General features: G+C 69.7%; 9 protein-coding genes. 6 read left to right on the top strand and 3 right to left on the bottom strand.

Translation table 11 applies throughout. The annotated features are described in order from the left end of the window. Nucleotides 1-501: 501 nt before the first annotated feature. A complete protein-coding gene (locus ACWGDX_RS01960) occupies nucleotides 502-7800 on the bottom strand; it encodes a polymorphic toxin-type HINT domain-containing protein (RefSeq protein WP_453621244.1) in 7299 nt (2432 codons plus the stop codon). 577 nt (nucleotides 7801-8377) lie between these two features. Here ACWGDX_RS01960 and ACWGDX_RS01955 point away from each other — a divergent pair. The 5 genes from ACWGDX_RS01955 to ACWGDX_RS01935 all read left to right on the top strand — a co-directional run bounded on the left by ACWGDX_RS01955 (nucleotide 8378) and on the right by ACWGDX_RS01935 (nucleotide 17648). After that, nucleotides 8378-11833, top strand: a complete 3456-nt coding sequence (locus tag ACWGDX_RS01955) for a DNRLRE domain-containing protein (RefSeq protein ID WP_453621242.1) — start codon at nucleotides 8378-8380, stop codon at nucleotides 11831-11833. 222 nt (nucleotides 11834-12055) lie between these two features. Further along, on the top strand, nucleotides 12056-12865 hold the full coding sequence (locus ACWGDX_RS01950; protein WP_453621240.1) for a DUF4142 domain-containing protein: 810 nt from the start codon (nucleotides 12056-12058) through the stop codon (nucleotides 12863-12865). A gap of 183 nt (nucleotides 12866-13048) precedes the next feature. After that, nucleotides 13049-14593 (top strand): DUF692 domain-containing protein, encoded by a 1545-nt coding sequence (locus tag ACWGDX_RS01945; RefSeq protein ID WP_453621238.1) that lies wholly within the window; start codon nucleotides 13049-13051, stop codon nucleotides 14591-14593. 6 nt (nucleotides 14594-14599) lie between these two features. Further along, on the top strand, nucleotides 14600-15625 hold the full coding sequence (locus ACWGDX_RS01940) for a TIGR04222 domain-containing membrane protein (protein ID WP_453621236.1): 1026 nt from the start codon (nucleotides 14600-14602) through the stop codon (nucleotides 15623-15625). Nucleotides 15626-15998: 373 nt separating this feature from the next. Next, on the top strand, nucleotides 15999-17648 hold the full coding sequence (locus tag ACWGDX_RS01935; RefSeq protein WP_453621234.1) for an alpha/beta hydrolase: 1650 nt from the start codon (nucleotides 15999-16001) through the stop codon (nucleotides 17646-17648). Between the two features lie 157 nt (nucleotides 17649-17805). Here ACWGDX_RS01935 and hemQ read toward each other — a convergent pair whose 3' ends face one another. Together hemQ and hemG are read right to left on the bottom strand one after the other, a co-directional pair. After that, nucleotides 17806-18522 carry a hydrogen peroxide-dependent heme synthase gene (gene hemQ, locus ACWGDX_RS01930; protein WP_363085581.1) on the bottom strand — a complete coding sequence of 239 codons (717 nt, stop codon included), beginning with the start codon at nucleotides 18520-18522 and terminating at the stop codon, nucleotides 17806-17808. A gap of 4 nt (nucleotides 18523-18526) precedes the next feature. Further along, nucleotides 18527-20017, bottom strand: a complete 1491-nt coding sequence (gene hemG, locus ACWGDX_RS01925; protein WP_453621232.1) for a protoporphyrinogen oxidase — start codon at nucleotides 20015-20017, stop codon at nucleotides 18527-18529. 126 nt (nucleotides 20018-20143) lie between these two features. On the opposite strand from hemG, the gene ACWGDX_RS01920 reads away from it, so the two are divergent. Further along, nucleotides 20144-21208 carry a DUF4349 domain-containing protein gene (locus ACWGDX_RS01920; RefSeq protein WP_453621230.1) on the top strand — a complete coding sequence of 355 codons (1065 nt, stop codon included), beginning with the start codon at nucleotides 20144-20146 and terminating at the stop codon, nucleotides 21206-21208. Nucleotides 21209-21399 lie beyond the last annotated feature (191 nt).

Below are 21399 nucleotides of genomic sequence, written 5' to 3'. Positions count from 1 at the left end.
CCCCAGAGGCCCCACCGAAACAATCCGGTGGGGCCTCTGCGATTTCACCTGACGGCACCTACTCGATCAGCGCCGTCACAATCCAGACCTCGTACTCCTCAGTTGTCACTCCGCACAAAACGCGACCATCGAGGGACATTGCAACAAACTCCGGCTCTCCATCCACAGAACCGAGTCGCTGAGCCAACCTCATCGAACTGGTGCGCTGGACGCGAGCCCATGGAGCATTCGCAGAACCCGCACCAGCCACACTGATGAGAAAGTCACCTTGGTCTCCGAAAATTCCAATCTCCTCGGAAAGTCTCACCCATTGGTCCTGAACTTCGGAGAGATGTCCATTTTTCGCTAGGGTGTGAATCCGAACATCAGGCGTAGCCCCACCGCTAATAATTGGACGCCATGCTTTCATGGGCTCCGGGGCTTCTCCGGCCCATGCGCTGTCCAGGACGGTAAGCCCCGCCGCCTCCAGCAACGATCTGCGGGCCTCAAGATCCAAAATACTCACCCAGCCGATTCGTAGTACATATGATGCGAGCCTCCCACCGGGGAGTAACGCTCAAACTCCGAGGCCATATCCCAGCCGAAGTTCACACCTCCACGAGTCGGGTCACCCTTCGGCTGCCCCGCATGGAAGTGTGGGAACGGTGCATTCGGATCATTAATGTGCTCGGCGATCAGGCGGGAACCACGCTCCGTTTCGAACTGTTCATAGATCCCATGCGCACCCGGATTTGAATCAAACCTATATCCAGGCATCCCACGCTGGGTCACATCGTCGCCAACTGTCCATGACGCATCTGGGTCTGCATCGGATGGAATTTCAGCTCGGTCGTGTGCCGCCGCCTTCGCTTCAGACCGTGTTGGAAACGTTCGATTCTCTGGACCGCACGTATTGTGCACCAGGATCGGCGTGGTGCCTGCGAGTACATAGTACGTGTGGAGTTTGGCGACGCTGAAGTTGTAGGTGCGGACGTGGTCCGTGTAGGCGCGGTTGGCGGCGATCTTGGCGGTGGTGCCGTCGGGGGTGCTGAGGGTTGTGCCGGGTTTGAGGTCGGCGGCGTTGACCCAGGCGTTTTCCTTGGGCACCCAGAAGGGGTGTTCGGCCGTGGCTGTGATCTTCTTGTTGCCCTTGGCCGTCGTGATGGTGAGCTCGTTGAGCTTCTTCTCACCCTCGGACGGGAGGAGTTCCGTGACGGGCTGGGCGCTGGTCTCGCCTGTTGCCGGGTTGGTGGCGAGGACCTTGTCGCCGACCTCTATGTCCTCGATGTTCTTCGAGGTGCCGTCGGCAAGGAGAACCGGGGTGCCGGCGAGGAAGCACTTGGGAACGGTCGCCCCGGCTCCTGACGCGCCGCCCTTGCCGAGGAGTTTGGAGCCCGCGGCTTTGAGGCTCTTGCCGATCGCCTGGCCGACGGAGGTCTGGGCGAGCTTGCCGACGGCCTTGCCGACGAGTTTGCCCACGCCCAGGCCGACGATTCCGCTGACGCCTCCGACCGCGGCTCCCTTGCCTGAGGCGGACATGTAGCCGCCGAGGCTGTGGTCGGCCTTCGGATCAAGGGCGTTGCCGACGGCTCCGGCCACCGCGCCCGCGGCGGCTCCGCAGGCCGTTCCGACGACTACGGCGCCGACTCCCGCAGTGGCCGCGCCGGCGGCGGCTGCCCCGATTCCGCAGCCGACACCCACGACGACCTCGGTGACGACAGTGATGACAGTGACGTGTTCCCGTGCGAAGCCCTTGGCCTTGCACCACCAGTCGCAAGGGGCCGGCTTGGTCACCGTGACGGTCTTGGTGGTGGTGTAGGTGACCGTGGTCGAGCTGCCCGAGGAGGCCGGCGGGGGCGGGCTGTCATTGCCCCCGCCCTTCCCGGCGCTTCCGTCGCCTCCCCCCATGGGGGCGAGCATCAGCCCGGTCGGGTCGCTGCTGCTGACGGGGCTGTTGTTGCTGTACGCGTACCCGTTCATCTGGAGCGGGTCGGCGATGTCGATGACCGGGTCCGCGGTGAGGAAGCGGCCTGCGGCCTGGTCGTACTCACGGGCGCCGATATGGGTCAGCCCCGTGGCGGCGTCATCGATACCGACGCCGAGGTAGCTGCGTTTGTTGGGCCAGGTGGAGGGCTTGGGGCCGCGGGCCTCTCCGTACGGTTTGAAGGACCGTCGGGTGACCGTCTGGGTGCTGCTCAGTTCGACGGTCGTGTTGGCGGTGCCGAGGTGGTCGGCGATGAGAGCGTTGAGCTTGTGCCCGGTGGTCGCGCCGTTGGTGGTGGTACGGACGACCGTGGGAGCGCCCGGGTGTCCGTATGCGCGGGAGGCATGGGTGATCTTGCCCGTGCTGTCCGTGGTCAGCTCGGTCTCGCCCAGATAGAGGGTGGATCCGGTGGGCGAGTTCTCCAGGACGCGGTTGCCGTCGGCGTCGTAGACATAGCTCGTCCTGACACCGTCGTCGGTGATCGTGGCGAGCTTGTTCTCGGCCGTCCAGTCAAGCTGCTGGGTGGTGGCGGCGAGGTCGCGGACCTCTGTGTTGCCGACCGCGTTGTTGGTGTAGCCGCTGCCCTTGCCCGAAGGGGTGGAGCTGACCCAGGACAAGGTGTGCGGCTGGGTACCGGCCGGTTCTTCGCGACCGTAGCCGTATCTGTAGGTGACGTTCTTGGTGGCGTCGGCGGTGTCGTGTTCGGTGAGGGTGGCACGGTTGCCGAGCCAGTCGAAGGTGAAGGACTGGCGGTAGGCGGTGGTACCGGTGGAGACCGTGTCGGCGGCGGGCGCCGCGGCGGCCAGGGAGGCGGTCAGTCCCGCGTCCGGGCTGGTGGTGTCGCCCGCCGTGTCGGGGGCGTCGGTGACCGGCCCGCCGGAGGCCGTGGCGTCCTCCTGGTAGCCCCAGTTGGTACCACCGGAGGAGCGGCAGCCGGTTCCCGACCCGTCGGGGGTGATCTTGGAGGTCCAGGCGTGGACCAGTTCACCGAGTGCGTCGTAGGTGTAGCACTGGTTGTCCCAGGTGGAGCCGGTGGCGTCGGTGAGCTTGCGGGCGTTGGAGGTGATGGTGCCCGAGGCGTCGTAGGAGTAGTAACTGTCCGATATCCGGGTTCCGCTGACGTTCTCCCCGTCCGCGACCGTGCGCTGGAGAGTCCCGGTGTACTGGTCGACGAAGTTGGTCGTCCACACCCGTGAGGGCTGTGATCCGGTGGCGGACCGCAGCGGCTCGCCGTAGGGGGAGAAGGTGACGTCGGAGGTGTACCAGTCGAGGCCCGAGGTGGACTCCGCCAGACCGTCGGAGTCGTAACGGGTGACGACCCTCTCGGCCGCGAGACCGCCCTTGGCCGGGAGAGTGACCGACAGCGGCTTCCCGGTGGGGGTGTACGCGTACGAATAGGCATACGTACCGGACAGACCCGCGGTCATCCCATTGGCGGGGATGACCGTCTCGCGCCCGGTGGGCCGGTAATCGGTGTCGTAGCCGGTGATCCGGTTGACGTAGTCGCCGCCGGCGTCATGGCGGATCGAGGCGACCGGCAGGCCGACCGCGCCGGGCAGGGTGTCGTAGGTGAATTCCTTGACGGGACTGGCCGTGGCCGAGCCCTCACGGATGGCTGTGACACGGTCCAGCTCGTCGTACCTGGTGTGGACCGACTTGCCGAGTGCGTCCTCGGACCTGATCTGCCGGTCGGCGTCGTCATAGCCGAGAAGGGATGTGCCGGTGTCCGGGTCGGTGGACTTCGTCAGCCGGCCACGGACGTCGTAGGTGTAGGTCCAGGCGTTACCGGCGGGATCGGTGACCCTGGTCCGGTTGCCGCGCGCGTCGTACTGGTAGCTCGTCGTCCGGCCCGAGCCGGCGCCGACGCTGGTGGTGTAGTGCTTGATCGAGCTGACGCGGCCCATCGCGTCGGTCTCTGTGAGCGTGGAGGGAGCGGTCGCGCCGGCGGGATCGTTGTAGACGTAGGTGTCGCCGTAGGTGGTGTACGAGGCGTACTGATACTCGCCGCCGTGATATTCGGACGTGCGCACGACGCGTTCCAGGCCGTCGTAGCGTGTCTTGATCTTGCTCGGTACCAGAGTCTCGGAGACACGGGCGAACGGCTTGGTGGTCGGCTCGCCCCTGGCGAGATAGCCACCGCTCTTCTCCCACACCAGACCGTGGTCGTCGTACTTGGTGTCGGTGATGATCCGGCCCGCGCCATGGGCCTCCGTCTGGGTCTGCACCTCACGTGCCAGGCCGTCGTAGATCGTGACCTGGCTGCTGTAACCGCCGTCGTCCTTGAGGGACTTGACGGTGACGGCGGCCGGCTTGGTCTCCGTGGCCGTCGCGACGGCCGTCTGATAGATGATCTGGACGTCCGGGTCCTTGCCGCCGGAGGAACGCGAGGCGGACCAGCCCTTGACGAGACGGCCGAGCGCGTCGTACTCGGTGCGGGTGACCCGGCCGTTGGCGTCGGTGACGGTCAGCGGTAGCGCGCGGCCCGGGTCGTAAGCCGTGGTGGACGAATGCCCCAGGGCGTTGATCGTCTTGACCGAGGTGACCGGACCACCGGTGTCAGGGGTGTACACCGTCTCACTGGTGCCGGTGAGAGGCGCGGTGACCTTCCGGACCCGGCCCAGTGGATCGTACGTCGTCGTGGTGACCACGGAGTGGGACGTACCCCCACCGTTGATCTCCGCCGCCGAGGTCGGAAGTCCCTTCGTCGGAGCGGCTCCCCAGGCCTGGTCGTCGTACGAGGTCTGCACCGAGCTCAGCAGTTGAGTCGCGGGGTCCGCGGTGGTGAAGCCGGAGCAGGGCGTCGCCGTGGAGCGGGTGTCCTTCGCCTTGCCGATGATCCAGTCGGCGGTGTTGTGGACGTAACTGGTCCGCATGCAGACCTGGTTGCTCAGGGCCTCACCGGTGCCCTGGGGTTTGACGACCGACATCTGGACCTGCGTGGGCAGCCCGTAGGTGTCATCGACCGTGGTCTCGGTCCGTATCGCCTGCCAGCCGGTGTCGAGGGTCTGGATGGCTTCGGTGCGCGCCATCCAGGTGCGATGGGCGAGCAGCGGGTCGAGATCGGTACCGTCCTCGGCCTCACGGGCTCGGGAGGCGGTCTCCTTCGACTTGGGGAAGACGAGAGCACGCTGGAGGAGCTTGCCCTCGGAGTGCTCATAGGTAAGGGTCTCGGCGGCCATCCCGGCGAACTGCGGAGCATCGTCGGCCAGCAGCTCCACCGCACCCTTGGAGTCCTTGACCGCGCCGCCCGTGCCCTGGAAATAGCGGGAGACCGAGTACGACTGCGTCTCGGGGTCGCCCTGCTGGGACGTGGACTTGCTCCCCTTGACGGTGGCGACCTGGCGGTAGCCGCGCCACACGCTGTAGGTACGCAGGGACGGACGGGCGAACTCGTCGTCGGTCTTGTCCCAGGCCGGGGACGTGTACGTGTACGAGGTCACGATGGGCTTGCCATGTGTGGTGACCTTGTCGGTCTCGGTGACCGAGGCGACGACGTACTTGTTGAACCACGCCTTGGCCGGGAGCTTCTCCTCACCGTCCGGCGACCAGCGCACCGGATAGCAGGTGCCGTTGCCCTTGCCCTTGTCGGTGGCGGGTTCGGCGGAGCAGCCGCCGGTGTACTCGACCTCGATGTCGCCGCCGTTCTCGGTGGCGACCGTACCGATACGCGGGCGGGTGAAGCCGGGGTTCCTGTCACCGGGTCCGGTCGGCACCAGGTTGGGAAGCTGGCGGTCCATCAGCCGCGCCTTCAGTGGTGAGGACGAGCCGACCGTGTACTGGGCGAAACTGACGCCGTCCTTGGACTGCACGGTTCCCGTGGTGTCGCCGGGAGCGAACCCGGTGCGGGTCAGGGAATTGAGCCACAGTCCTGGAGACGTGTCGTACCAGTCGGCGGGGAAGGACTGGTGAAGCGTGTAGGTGTCGACCTTGCCCAGGCCCGTCCGGCCGGGGCGGGCAGCCTTCGTCGTCACCGTGTCCAGGCGCAGCCGGGTCCAGAAGGACGGGAAGGCGGGGCACATCTTGGACGTGGACTTGCAGTTGAGGTTGCCCGGGGTGTCCCACCAGGGTCGGTAGGCGCCAGGGTCGTCGGTCTTGTCGAAGTTCGCCGCGTCACAGGCCGTGCCTTCCTTGAGGCAACGCTGCTTGACACCGAACTCGACCGTGGCCGAAGGGCTGGTGAGGTCTGTGGTGCGCATCCCGTACTCGATGGAGACGGGGTAGGCGGCGCGGTCGTAGCGCTCCGGCGACTTGCGCTTCTCATGGACCGCGTAGTAGTTCGTCTCCTGCTTCCAGGTGACGACCATCGCGTTGCCATGGACGTCGACGACCTTGTCCATGCCCCACTGCCATGCCTGCTGCTTGCCCGCGCCGCACCGGGAGTCGGCGAAGGCGGCGGCGTGGCAGGGCTCACCGGGGTGATTGCCGTAAACCGGAACGGTGGAGACCGAACCGCTGTCGGCATGACCGCCGCCGACGGCGTTGAGACCGTAGTAGTACGTCGTACCGTCGGTGGTGGTGACCACCCAGTACTCACCGTCGTTGTCACCGTTGGCGGCGCCGGTCTTTCGCTCGACCCGGGTACCGTCGTCATTCTTGGGACGGTAGAGATCGCTCGTGCCGACCCGGACCAGCTCGGTGGTCCGGCCGTTCAGCGACATCACCGCGTTGTCCGACACCCAGCACAGGTCGGACGTCTTGTCCTTCTTCGCGGTGTTGTTGGGCGCTCCCGCGTCAAGCGTCTTGGTGTCGTCCTTGCAGGAGCGGTAGCGCCGCTCGATATGACCCGGCTCGTAGTCCCAGCCTTCGCCGATCCATGACGCCTGCGGCGAGGAGACGGCCGTCTTGCCGTCCACGGCCTGCGAGTTGTACTCGAAGGAGATATTGGGGGAAGGGCCGGCCGGAGTCGGCGGGACCGTCAGCGGATACGACCAGGTGAACGCGCCGGAGGAGCCACCGGCCGCCCACGTACCGCTGGACGCCAGCGGAGTCGCCTTGAACGAACCACCGCTGCCCGCACCGGAGTCGGTGATGGCGAGTACCGCGCTGTCACCGGCTGCCGCCGCCTTGGTGTGGTAACCGGCACGTATGACGGCGGTGCCGTCGTCGCGGGAGGCCGAGGGCGCGGAGGCAGGTGTGGCGATGCCGTCCGCGGCGGTGTCCACCGTCGCGGTGACCGTTCCGGTCCCGGTGTCGTTGACCGTCTCCAGTTCCTCGTACGCCTGGCACTCCTCGACATCGGGTGTGACCAGATAGCACTCGGGGAACTGGACGAAGCGCAGACGGGACGCCCAGTCCGCGCCGTAGAGATTCTTGAACTCGGCGTAGTCGAACCGCACCGACACCGGAACCGAACCGGTGGACGGCGCCTGTACGGTGACCACCGCGCCGTCCACGCCCTGCGAGACCGCGTCCGTCCGGCCGGCCACAACGACCTGCCAGGTCCCGGTCGGCGCCGCCTCGCCGGGCGCCTGGCCCAGGCTGACGGGCAGGTCCTCGACCGGGGTGGTGGCCGCCTGTACGGCGCCGGCCAAGGCGGTGGCGCGGGCGGAGGCGGCGGTGCCCGCGGAGGCATGAAGCGCACCGGAGCCGAAAGTGACAGTGCCGCTGTCGGCGAGCGGAACAGTAGTGGTACCCGCCGGCGCCTGGGCCAAGTCCTCCGGCGTCTCGGTCTTCAGGCTGTCGAGATTCCGGTCGGCGGTCTTGCCCGGCACCGGCTGGTCCTGGTCGAGCTCCTCCAGCACCAGTTCCTCGCGCCCGTCCTGGCCGGGCACCGGCGGAATCGCCAGCGCCTGCGTGGGCAGCAGGGTCACCAGCAGAGCGAGGCCCAGTGCGGGCACCAAAGTGTGGCGGACACGGCGTCGACGACGGCGAGTTTCAGACAGACGAGACACGCCAGGATCCCCCCGGACCATTCGGCACGGCACCGGGGTGGGGCCGCACGGGACGTCATGCAAGACGCGCTGATTCTGTGGGGAATTCGTAAGGAAAGGCGAGGGGTTTTTTGATCAAGTGATGATGGTCACGCCACGCAACGGATCAATCACTCATCCACCACGGGGAAGCACCCGGTAGGTGGTCAGAAGCAACCATCACGATGCATCGAGGCATTAATCCCGAACCAACACTCATGACCGTTTCACCCTCAATGAAACCCGCAAGATAAACCTGTTAGGGCTATTTTCGTCCCATGTCGCCGAGATGAAAGGCTCGCTGATCGATTGTCAGAGACACGGCCATCCCTCCCCCTCCTTCGACGTCCCGTGAAGTCCTCGTGGATTTTTTGGGGTGACGGCCGCTCACCTATGAGTCATGATCTGCTCGCTCGTCCCGTGCGCTCAGGTCCGCGAGGGGGGCTTCGTATCTCCGGTCGGCGATCCGCCGAGTGCCGGGGCCGAGGGGGGAGGGGTCTCACTCATGTCGCAACGCCGTTACCGGCTACCGGGCCAGCGCGCCATCGCCATGGCCTGCGCGGCCGCCATCGCCGCGACAGGTCTGACCTACGCCGGACTTCGACTCACGGATCCGGGATCCAAGCCGACCACAGACTCGGGTACTTCCGACGTCAGCGAGTCGGACGCCATCACCCGGGCCGCGAAGACCGGCAAGCCGGTCGAGGCCACGGCGCTCCGTACGGCCGACTCCACCACCTGGGCACGCCCCGACGGCCTGATGTCCCGTCAGATCCATGTATCGCCGATCCGTGCCAAGGTCGGCGGCGAGTGGAAGCCCATCGACCGGTCACTGCACCGCACCGACAAGGGCTGGGAGCCCAAGGCCACCAACACAGGCATGGTGTTCTCCGCCGGATCGACGGGCGGCGCGGAACGCGATGAGCGCGCGTCACGTACGACAGCGCACCGGGTCCCGCTCCTCAAGTCCGCGGCCTCCGCGGCCGATGCGGCCGGGAGCGCGCTCGTCACACTGCACTCCGACGGCCACGACATCCAGCTCACCTGGCCCGGCCCCATTCCCGAGCCGATCATCGACGCGAACCGGGCGCTGTATCCCGAGATCATCCCGGGCGCGGATCTGGTCCTCACCGCGGACGACGACGGATTCGCCCAGCTCATCGTGGTGAAGAATCGTGCCGCCGCCGCCGATCCCCGTATCGCCCAGCTCTCCTACGGTCTGACGTCGCCCACCCTCACCTTCCGGCTCGACCCGAGATCCGACATCGTCAGCGCCGAGGACCCCTACGGCGACGAGGTGGCGATGTCCCCCTCCCCGGTGATGTGGGACAACGCCGGCGCGACCGCCGTCACCGACGGCCAGGTCGGCGCCACCGCACAGCCCACCGCACCCGAGGTCCTCCCCTCCGAGACCACGACACCCTCCGATGAGCCCTCGCCTTCGGTCAGCGCCGACGAAGAGGTCGAGGCGGACGAGCAGACCGACCCGTACGCCGAGGTGCTCCCGGCCGCGAGCGACGAGTCCGTTCCTCCCGTATCGGAATCCCCTCTGCCCAGCGCTCCCGCCGAGCCGACACCCGCGCCCTCGCAGACCGGTTCGGCCGCCACTCTGTCCCTGCCCGCGCTCGACGGCCCCTCCCCCGATTCCCACGGCGCGCTGGTCGACGCCGACCTGTCCGGCGCCAACTGGGTGCTCACCCCGGACGCGGAACTCCTGGCCGACCCGTCCACCGTCTTCCCGGTCTTCATCGACCCGTCGGTCAAGAAGCACACCCAGAACTGGACCACGGTCTACAACCGCTATCCGAAGGCCACCTTCTACAACGGCAAGGGCTTCAACAAGGGCGGCACCCACGAGGCCCGGGTCGGCTTCGAGTCCGACACCTGGGGCACCTCACGCTCGTTCTTCAACATCGACTTCGACGCGTCCCTGAAGGGCACGGTCATCAAACGGGCCACGCTGCGTGTCCTGGAGACCTATTCCTGGTCGTGTGACAGCCGTGCCATGAGCGTGCACCTCACCGAGCGCATCGACTCCAAGAGCAACTGGAGCAACGCCCCCAGGCTCCACGACGGCAACAAGATCAGTACGAGGAGCTTCGCGCACGGCTACAAGTCCGGCTGCCGCGACGCGTTCGAGACCTTCGACGTCAAGAAGGCCGCCCAGAAGACCGCCGACAGTGGCGGAAGCAGCATCACCTTCGGTATGCGCGCCGTGAACGAGAACTCCCAGTACTCCTGGAAGAAGTTCACCGCCAACGGAGACTTCGCCCCCGTACTCGAACTCGAGTACAACCGGCGCCCCGGCGCCCCGACGTCGCTCGACCTCGGGCCCGACTCCAAGTGCACCACCACGGAGCCGTACGTCCGGATGGGCGCCGGAGAGATCACCTTCACCGCCTCGGCCACCGACAAGGACAAGAACCTCGACTACCTGGACTTCGACCTGTGGCCGGTGGGCAAGTGGGACACCATCGGCGACCTGCTCAAGACCACCGGCAAGAAGTCCGTGGGCTCGGCCACCAGCACCGCCCGTGTCACCACCTCCGCCTTCCCGACCAGCAAGCTGACCAACAACACCGTGTACTCCTGGCGGGCGAGGGCCTTCGACGACGCGGGCACCAGCTCCGACTACTCCCCCAAGAAGACCCCCTGCCGGTTCGTCCTGGACACCGCTGCCCCCAAGCCGCCCAAGGTCTCCTCCATCGACTTCCCCAACGCCGACGACAGCGAGAACGGCTTCGGCAACCTGCCGGAGGACGGCATCTGGAGCGAGAAGAAGTTCGGCACCCCGGGCTCCTTCACCGTCCGCGCCCTGAGCACGGACGTCGTGCGGTACGAGTACGGCTTCAACTCCGCCAGCTACCCGTTCTCCCTGCCCCGCACCGCCGGCACAGCGACGACCGTCAGCGCGACGCTCTCCAACACCAAACCGCCCGCCGCAGGCCCCAACGTGCTGTACGTACGCACGGTCGACGGCGCCGGCAACGTCTCGGCCCCGACCAAGTACTTCTTCTACGTCAGTCCCAGGGACCAGGCCGACACCCCCGGCGACTTCACCGGCGACAAACTGCCCGACCTCATGTCCATCACCGAGGCCGGCAACCTCAACCTGTATCCCTCACAGGCGACCAACGACCTTCTCAAGGGCACCGGCGACCTGGACTACGCGATGCTCGGCGCCTACCGCGATAACCCCGACAAAGACCCCAACGGCGACGACCTCCCGTATTACACCGGCGCCCCCTCCGGCCACTTCGACAACGCACTGATCACCCACAACGGCGACATCTACGGCGGCGACGGACTCCAGGACCTCATCGCCCGCGTCAACGGCAGACTATGGATCTACCCCGGCGACGGCTACGGCGGCGTCAACATCGACAAGCGCCGCGAGATCCTGCTCCCGGCAGGATCGCCCGACCCCGCCGCCCTGACCCAGATCCTCTCCGCCGGAGACGCCACCGGAGACGGCAAAGCCGACATATTCGCCACCGCCGGCAGCTCACTCTGGGCCTTCGTCGGATACAACGGCGCCACCATCGACCAAGCCGTACAACTCCACACCGCGACCTGGGACACCCGCGACATCGTCAGCGTCCTGGACATCTCCGGAGACGGAGTCACCGACATGGTCTTCCGCCTCAACGACGGCCACCTCTCCCTGCGCACAGGCAAGAAAGCCGCGTCCGGCGGCGTCGACCTCAACTCCCTCGCCCTTTCCGGCAACTCGGCGGGCGGAGCGGACACCACCTACAGCCCCAGCGGCTGGCAGCCCTCCACCGTCCGCCTCCTCCTCGGCACCCCCGACGCCAACGGCGACACCATCCCCGACATCTGGGCCGTACGCTCCGACGGAGCCGTACGCTTCCACCCCGGCAGCAGAACCGCCCTCACCGGCACCGGAACCGAAATCATCGGAGCATCCACCTGGTGGCGAACCCGACAGACCATCGGCTGACCCGGCTTGCCGGGTCGGAAAAAGAGGGGGGCGCGGTTCCGTTCGGGGCCGCGCCCTGATCCGTCGCGTCGTTCCGGGCCGCCCCGGACCACCCGGCCCTGCGGAGCTGAACATTCCGGAGGTCGTGTACGTATCTCCCGGTACCGCCGCGTAGGTTGAACGGCCCCGTCGGGCGGCGGTTGGTTCAGTGGTGTCCTAAACGGTTCGGGAGGCAGCACATTGTTGCGACGCATCAACGGTACGGCGCTCATCATCGCGGCACTCGTGGCCACAGTCGGGGCGCTGGCCTTCCCCGTCTGGTCGTACGCCGACCGTTCCGGCACCGGGCAGGCCAATCTCAATGCCTCGTCCGTCGCGACGCAGTGGGGGCCGCTCTCCGCGACCGACCGTGATCTGCTGGTCAAGGTGCGGCTGGCCGGGCTCTGGGAGCTGCCGGCCGGGCAGCAGGCCATCCAGCGCGCGCCCAGCCAGGCCATCAAGGACTGCGGTGACCATCTCGTCGTCGGCCACACCGATCTCGACAAGCGCGCCCGCGATGTGGCGGCCAAGCTCGGGATCGAGCTGCCGAACCAGCCGACCGAGCAGCAGCAGGGGTGGCTCAGAGAGCTGTCCGCGGCCACCGGCCAGGAGTACGAGCGGAAGTTCGCCAATCTGCTGCGCAACGCCCACGGCAAGGTGTTCGCGCTGATCGCGCAGGTACGGCACACCACCAGAAACACTCTGATACGACAGCTCGCCAGCGACGCCAACCAGACCGTCCTGGACCACATCACGATGCTGGAGGCCACCGGCTTCGTCGACTTCGACGGCATCGCCAACGAGGCCGCGGGTACCGCCACCGCCAGTCCGACCGGGCCGCCGCCCCCGGACGGGAACCTTCCGCCGGCGCCGCCGCCCGTCGAGGCCACCGGCGACCAGTCCTTCACCTCCCGGCCCTCCACCCAGCCGGGCGCGCCGACGGCGATCAACACCAACCGGCCGGAGCCGGGAACGGAACAGCAGACGCCCGCTCCCCCCACTCCCCTTCCGTAGCAGCACCCAGCGGCAGTCCCGTCGGCGCGGGCCCGTCGGCAGTCCCGCCGACGGGCCCGGAGCCATGGAAGGCCGTGGAACCTCAAATCGACCTCTGAACGTCCTCCTCAGCGGATTCAGCGGCGCCCGGCGGGGTCATCACCCCTGCACCGTTGCGCTGTCGCGCACCGAGGAGGGGGAGCCATGAAGGACATACCAGAGCTGGGCATCGGTATCGGCTGGCGTCCGGAGATCGCCGACGCGGTGGAAGGGCTGTCCGGGGTCGACTGGGTCGAGGCCGTCGCGGAGAACCTCTGCGCCGGCCATCTGCCCGACTCGCTCGTACGGCTCCGTGAGCGCGGCGTCACCGTCGTGCCGCACGGGGTCTCACTCGGTCTGGGCGGCGCGGAGCGACCCGACGCGCGGCGGCTCGCGGATCTCGCGGAGCGCGCCGAGGCGCTGGGCTCCCCGCTGGTCACCGAGCACATCGCGTTCGTACGGGCCGGGGGGCCGCTCACCGCGTCCCCCCTGCTCGAAGCGGGGCATCTGCTGCCGGTGCCACGGACCAGGGACGCCCTGCGCGTGCTCTGCGAGAACGTACGCGTCGCCCAGGACGCGCTGCCCGTGCCGCTCGCCGTGGAGAACATCGCGGCGCTGATCTCCTGGCCCGGCGAGGAGATGAGCGAGGGCCAGTTCCTCGCGGAGCTGGTCGAGCGCACCGGGGTGCGGCTGCTGATCGATGTCGCCAATCTGCACACCAACCAGGTGAACCGGGGCGAGGACCCCGCGAAGGCCCTGGACGAACTGCCGGTCGAGGCCATCGCGTACGTCCATGTCGCGGGCGGTGTCGAGCGGGACGGGGTCTGGCACGACACCCACGCACACCCGGTCACCCGGCCGGTCCTCGATGTGCTGGCGGAACTGCGCTCGCGGGTCGCCCCGCCGGGTGTGCTGCTGGAGCGGGACGACGACTTCCCGCCGGCGTCGGAGCTGGCGGGCGAACTGACGGTGATCCGCGAGACGCTCACGATCGCAGCGCACACCGGCAGCGCTACGGCAACGGCAACGGCCTCCGCTACGGGTACGGGTACGGCTACGGCTACGGCTACGGCTACGGCTACGGCTACGGGTGAGCCTGCCACCCTGTCGCATACGGCCGCCGGCACCCGGCGCGACGCCCGCCCCGGCGCCCTGCTCGTGGTGGCGCCCATACCGTCCGCGCCCTCCGTACCGTCCGCGCCCTCCGTACCGTCCGCGCCCTCCGTACCGTCCGCACCTCCCGTACCGTCCGTACCGCGCCAAATCCCCTCGGACGACGGCACGTCGGGCGGCCCCACCGACACGGCGCGCGAGCGCCTCGCGCTGCGTGAGGCCGCCCTGCTCTCCGCGCTGGTCGCCGGTACGCCCGTCCCCGAAGGGTTCGACACCCGGCGGGTGCGGGTGCAGAGCCGTGCGCTCGCCGCCAAGCGTGCCGATGTGATCGCCAAGGTCGCCCCCGAGCTGCCCGGGATCCTCGGCAGCGGCTACCGGCCGGCCTTTCTCTCGTACGCCGCGAACCGGCCCATGCGCGCCGGTTACCGCCGCGACGCCCTCGACTTCGCCGAGCATCTGCTGATCGAGGGGCGGCCGGAGGACCCCGCCGCCCGGCGGGAGCTGACCTCCTGGTGGCAGGAGCGCGCCGGATCGCGTCCGCCGCGCCGGGCGACCCGGCTGGTCCGCAGGGCACGCGCCGCGCTCGCGGGGAGGTGACGGACGATGACCGTGATCCTCGTGACGGTGGTCCATCTCGGCGTGGCCGTCTCCTCCGTACTGCTGATCTCCGCCGTGGTCCGGCTGCGCCGCCGGGGTCCGGGCGGTCACGTCCATGACGCGATGGAGGCGGCCTTCCTCGGCGGCGGTCCCGGCCGGGTCGCGGACGCCGCGATCGCCGGGATGCACGCGGACGGCCGGCTGATCGTCGGCGGCCCCGGCATCGTCTCCGTACCGCACCCGGTCGCCAGGAACGAGGTGGAACAGGCCGTACTCCACGAACACGCCACGGCGCCCAGCGGCGCCCTGCACACGCTGCGGCTCGCGGTGATGCGCGGTCCCGCCGTGCAGCGGGTGGGCGACGGCCTCGCGGCCCGGGGCCTGCTGGTGCCCCCGGCGGAGGCGCGCGGGCCGAGGCTCTGGGGCGGGATCCAGGCGCTCCTCTGCTTTCTCGGTCTGCCCGTGTGCTTCGTCCTCGCCATCATGGTGTTCGTCGCGGGCTCCGTCCCGGGCGACGGCAGTCCGGCGGGTTTCTCCCTGTTGCCGACCCTGTTCGCGGGGGCCGTCGTCGGAATGGTCTGCTCGTCCCTCACCGGACGGCGGATCACGGCGGCGGGGCAGCGGGCGCTGCGGGAGTTCGCCGCGGCGCATCCGTACGGCGGCGGCGCGCCGGCGGACCGTCTCGTCGCGGCGCACGGCATCACGGCGCTGCCCGATCCCCTGCTGCAACAGCAGTTGCTGACCGCCACCCGGCTGCGGCCGGGGCGGGACTTCTCCACCGCCGGGTCCGCCTCCGCCGCGGTGGTGGCATGGTGCTCGGGCGGAGATCCCGGTTCGGGTACGGGATGCGGCGGATCGGGGTCCGGCTGCGGCGCGAACTCCTGCGGTGGCGGCGGGGGTTCCTCCGGGGGCGGCAGCTGCGGCGGGGGCGGGGGCGGCAGCAGTTGCGGCGGCGGAGGTGGCGGAGGAGGCAGCAGTTGCGGTGGAGGCGGAGGCAGCAGTTGCGGAGGTGGCGGCGGAGGCGGTTCCTGAGACCGGAGCCCACGGGCAGCGCGCCGCCTTCGCGGAGCGGATCCGACGGTGAGGGCGGCGCGGCCCCCGCGCCGCGCCGGCACCACGCCTCAAAGCCACCGCACCCCGCGTGCCGCGCCCCCCGCAGCAGCCCCCCACCCGCACCCCGCAGCCCCGAGGCACGCGGCACGCGCGCCCGCGCCCTCCCCCGCGCCCCGCTCCCTCCCCCCGCACATCCCGGACCACTCCGCACCCCGGAAGACCCTCCTGAGTGGCCCTGGGGCGCATCGGGGTCATCGCCTCCGACACCGCTCACCAGTCCTTGCGAAGCCCCTCCCCGCTGCTGACCCTCTGTCTGCGGTTGACCCTCAATCGCAGGCCTGAAGGGAACGCGATGCGAGCAGTAGCGAAGTACGGGGCTCTGACCACCCTCGGCTCCCTGGTCCTGTCGGCGCTCGTCGTCACCCCCGCCGACGGCGCCGACGGCACGGGCTCCGGTATCGCCGGCGCGGTCATCTCCCGTACCAAGGCCGCCGTCGCGGCCGAGAGCCGGGGCGTCGCCCGTGCCGCCCGGCACGCCGCCGCCACCGGTATCCGGTTCGGTGCCTGCCCCGAGGCCGAGATGCTGCCCGCTCCCATCACCTGCGGCACGGTCGAGGTCCCGCTCGACTACGCGAAGCCCGACGGCCGGAAGATCCATCTCACCGTCAGCCGGGTCCGCGCGGGCGGCGAGCCGGACCAGCGGCAGGGCGCGCTGGTCTTCAACCCGGGTGGCCCCGGCGCCTCCAGCATGTACTTCCCGATGGCCGCCGAGATGTCCGAGTGGAAGCGGATCGCCCAGGCGTACGACATCGTCGGCTACGCCCCCCGGGGAGTGGGCCGGTCCGCCCCGCTCTCCTGCGCGGACCCGGCGGACTTCACCAAGGCCCCGACCCCGTCCCCGGTGCATCCCTCCGAGTCGTACAAAAGGGAGCGGATCGCCGAGGCCAAGGCGTACGCCCAGGGCTGCGCCGAGGACGCCGGTCCCGCCCTGGCCCACTTCACCTCCCTCAACAACGCCCGCGATCTGGATGTGCTGCGCGCGGCGCTCGGCGAGGAGCGGCTGACCTTCATGGGGGCCTCGTACGGCACCTACTTCGGCGCGCTCTACGCGACGCTCTTCCCCTCCCATGTGCGCAGGATGGTCTTCGACTCGGCGGTCAACCCGGACCCCCGGCAGATCTGGTACGGCAACAACCTCGCCCAGTCGCTCGCGTTCGAACGCCGCTGGGCCGACTTCCGCGCCTGGGTCGCCAAGCACCACAAGACCTACCGGCTGGGCACCACCCCGGAGGAGGTCCAGCGCAGTTACGAGAAGGTGCGCGCCGGGGTGGCGCACGAGCCCGCCGGCGGAAAGGTCGGCCCCGGCCAGTTGCAGGCGGCGATGCTCGGGGCCGGTTACTACGACGACTACTGGGCGATGCGCGCCACCGCGCTCTCCGAGTACGTCAAGGGCAACGCGGCTCCGCTGATCGCCCAGGCCTCGCCCCGGCCGGTGGCCGCCGCCGACAGCGAGAACGGCAACGCCGTGTACACCGCCGTCGAGTGCAACGACGCGCCCTGGCCGACGGACTGGCGGGTGTGGGACCGCGACAACACCGAACTCGCCCGCCGCGCGCCCTTCGAGACCTGGGACAACGCCTGGATGAATCTGCCGTGCGCCTACTGGCCGGCGCCCCGGCAGCGGCCGCTCGACATCCGTACCTGGCCCGGTGAGCTTCCGCCGACACTGATCCTCGCGGCCGAACGGGACGCGGCGACGCCCTACGAGGGGGCGCTCGAACTACAGCGCAGGCTGGCCGGTTCCGTCCTGGTGACCGAGCGCGACGCGGGCACGCACGGGATCGCCGGCGGCGGCAACGCCTGTGTCAACAAATACCTGGAGGACTATCTGCTCCGCGGAGAGGCACCGGTGCGGCGCGCGGAGTGCGCGCCGCACGCGGAGCCGAACCCGGTGTCGCTGGACGAACGGTCGGGCGGCCGCAAGCTGCCGCCGATCGTCTGATCTTCCGGGCGGGGTGACCGGTCCGTACAGCCGGGGACCGGTCACCGAGCGCGGGTCACCGAGCGCGGGCGACGGAAACCCGTGCGCCCCGCGCGTGTCCGGAAAGCCCCGTGCGTGTCCGGAAAGCCGTGGACACGCCCAGGGCAGCACCCCGGACTCAGGCCAGCCCGGCGACCAGTTCCGCGACCGACTTACGGCGGCCCGTGTAGAACGGGACCTCCTCGCGGACATGCATCCGGGCCTCCGAGCCACGCAGATGACGCATCAGATCGACGATCCGGTACAGCTCGTCGGCCTCGAAGGCGAGCACCCACTCGTAGTCGCCGAGCGAGAACGACGCCACGGTGTTGGCGCGCACGTCCGGGTAGCCACGTGCCATCTTGCCGTGGTCCGCGAGCATCCTGCGGCGGTCCTCGTCGGGCAGCAGATACCAGTCGTACGAGCGCACGAAGGGGTAGACGCTCACATAGTCGCGGGGTGTCTCGTCGGCCAGGAAGGCCGGTACGTGCGACTTGTTGAACTCGGCGGGCCGGTGCAGCGCCATGTTCGACCAGACCGGCTCCAGCGCCCGCCCCAGCCGTGTGCGGCGGAAGCGGTTGTACGCCTCCTGAAGCTCGTCCGAGGTCTCGGCGTGCCACCAGATCATGACGTCGGCGTCGGCGCGCAGCCCGGACACGTCGTACGTCCCCCGTACGGTGATGTCCTTGGCACCGAGCTGGTCGAACAGCTCCTGGACCTCCTCCGCGTAGCCGTTCCTGTCCTCGGGCAGCACATCACGCAGCTTGAAGACGGACCACAGCGTGTAGCGGATGACCTCGTTGAGGTCCTTGGCCTTCTTGCCCGCGTTCGGGGTCTTCTCTGGAGCAGCAGTCATACGCCTATTCTCCCGCGCCGCGTCCGGTGCCCCACGCCAGGGTCGACGTGGCGATGATCTCGTCGGCCGCGCGGCGGGCGCTCGCGATACAGGCCGGGATTCCGACCCCGTCGTACGGGGCTCCGCAGACCCGCAGACCCGGCAGCTTGGCGACCGCCTCCCGGATCCGGGCCACCCGGGCCTGGTGCCCCACGGGATACTGCGGCAGACCGCCGATCCAGCGGGTCACCTCGGTGGCCACGGGACGCGCGGCGAGCCCGGTCGCCTCGCCGAGGTCGCGCAGGGAGACCTCGACCAGATCGGCGTCGTCCTGGTGCACCCGCTCCTCCTCGCCGTACCGCCCGATCGAGGTACGCAGGAGGAAGAGACCGGGCGCGGCGTCCGCGACCCAGCCCCACTTGCGGGTGGAGAAGGTCGACGCCTTGATCGTGTGCCCGTCGACGGGCGGTACGAGAAAGCCGCTGCCGTCGGGCAGCGCGGCGGCGTCGGCGCGCCGGAAGGCCATCGTCACCAGCGCCATCGAGGCGTACTCGACCTCGGCGAGTTCCGCGGAGGCGGCCGGGGACTCGTCGGCGAGCAGGGCGGAGGCGGACCGGGCGGGGGTCGCCAGGACCACGCCGTCGGCGGCCAGTACCCCGCCGCCGGTACGGATCCGCCACGCGTCGGCCGTACGGGTGAGACCGAGGACGGGGGTCTCCGTAAGGATCCGGCCGCCCCCGGCCCGTACGGCGTCGGCCACGGCGCCCGGCAGCCGGCCCACGCCGCCCTCGATGCCCGCGAAGACGGCGCCCGTCCGCCACGTGCCGGAGCCGTCGCCGTGCGCGGTGTCCGCGCCGCCGGCGGCACTCGCCCCGGCGGCCTTCGCCTGGAGGTCGCGGACGCTCTCCAGCAGGGAGTCATGGGTCCGGAGCGCGGCGAAGAGCTGCGGAACGGCCGCCTTCATGGAGATGCGGTACGCGTCGCCCGCGTAGACCCCGCCGAGCAGCGGCTCCACCAGCCGGTCGACGACCTCCCTGCCGAGCCGCTCGGCGACATACGCGCCGACCGACACGTCGTCGCCGACCTCCGTGGGCGGCAGTTCGGGTTCGCGGGCGATCCGGGCCAGGCCCTCGTCGGAGAGCAGGCCCGCGAGGGCCGCGGGATCGCCCGGCACGCCCATCACATGGCCCTTGGGCATGGGCCGCAGCGCGCCGCGGGTCCATACCGACGCGGTGGCGGTGGCGGGTGGCTGGAGGAATCCGCCGAGCCCCACGGCCTGGGCCAGATCGACGGCCTCGGGGCGGCGCGCGAGCATCGACTCGGCTCCGAGGTCGACGGGCGCGCCCTCGATCTCGCCCGCGTACAGCTTTCCGCCGAGCCGGTCGGTGGCCTCCAGCAGGGTCACGTCGATCCCGGCGCCGAGCAGCCGGTGCGCCGCCGCCAGACCGGCGATACCGCCCCCGATGACGACGACATGACCTGTGTGCGTGTCCACGTGCTGCGCGCTCGGCTCCATGACCCCACTCTCTCAAACCCGTAACGAGTCCCGACCGTGACCGCTTCGGAACCGGGAACGGGCAACCCGCCCACGGGCCTCACACGTCGAACCGGCGTCATCCGATTTTTGCCCAGGGGGGCCGGTATGCGCAGGACACCCGCGTTCGCGGCGGCACTACTCACCATCTCGCTCGCACTCGCCGGATGCGGAGCGAGCGACACCGGAAGCGAGGAATCGAGCGCGGACCGGGCCTTGAACGCCGCTCCGGAACAGGGGAGCGAGCAGGACGGCGCGGGGGCGGCCGACCAGGCGGCGCAGGCTCCGGGCAGCGAGGGTGCGAAGGCGACCACAGCGCCCTCACGGGCGGGCACCCATGTGATCCGTACCGCCGAACTCACCGTGCGCGTCAAGGACACGCAGAAGGCGCTGTCCACGGCGCGCGCCGCGGCCGTGAACGCCGGGGGCCTGGTCGAGAACGAGTCCACCGAGCGGGACGGGGACTCCTATGTGCTGTCGCGCGTCGTCCTGCGGGTCCCGCAGGACGAGTACGACTCGGTCCTGGCCGAACTGGAGGGCACCGGAACGCTGCTGGCCCGCAAGGCGAACGCCAAGGACGTCACCGACCAGGTGGTCGACGTGGACAGCAGGATCGCCTCGCAGCGGGTGAGCGTGGCGCGGATACGGGAGCTGATGGACCGGGCCGACAAGCTCGGCGACGTGGTCGCGCTGGAGGGGGAGCTGAGCAGCCGTCAGGCGGCGCTGGAGTCGCTGCTCGCCCAGCAGGCCTCGCTCAAGGACCGCACCACGCTGGCCACGATCACCCTGGAGTTCTCCGAGGCGCGGCTCGCCAGGCCGCAGAAGACGAAGGAGGAGGATGACGGTCCGGGCTTCCTGGACGCCCTGGGCGGCGGCTGGGACGCGTTCACCGCGACGGTGCGCTGGATCGCGGTCGTGATCGGCGCGGTGGCGCCGTTCGCCGCGGCGTTCGCCGTGCTCTACGCGCTGTGGCGGCTGGCGCGCCGGCTGCTGTCCGCGGCCGGGGCGCACCAGGGACGTCCCGCCGCGGTCCCGGCCCGGCCCGGGACCGGGCGTCCGGCGCCGCCCGCCCCTGAGGGGAACGTCCCGGCGGACCCGAGCGGCCCCGGCGACGCTCCCGGCGCTCCGAGTGCTCCGAGTGCTCCGGCCCCGCGGACGGCACCGGAGGACTGATCAGGGCTCCGCCCGCGTAGCGTTCCCCACGCATACGCAACGAAGGGACGCGCAATGGCGGCGGAGCGCATGGTGGTCATCGGCGGCGGGGGGGGGGGGATGTACGCCCCGGCGCCGGCCCCCCCGCTGGAGGGGCCCGGGGTCACGGGGATACGGGCCCGCGGGCGGGGGCCCATCACCACGGTGTACGC

The sequence above is a fragment of the Streptomyces sp. NPDC055025 genome (genome assembly GCF_053608565.1).
The sequence above is the reverse complement of the archived record's forward strand: the minus strand, read 5'-3'. Positions and strand labels throughout refer to the sequence as shown.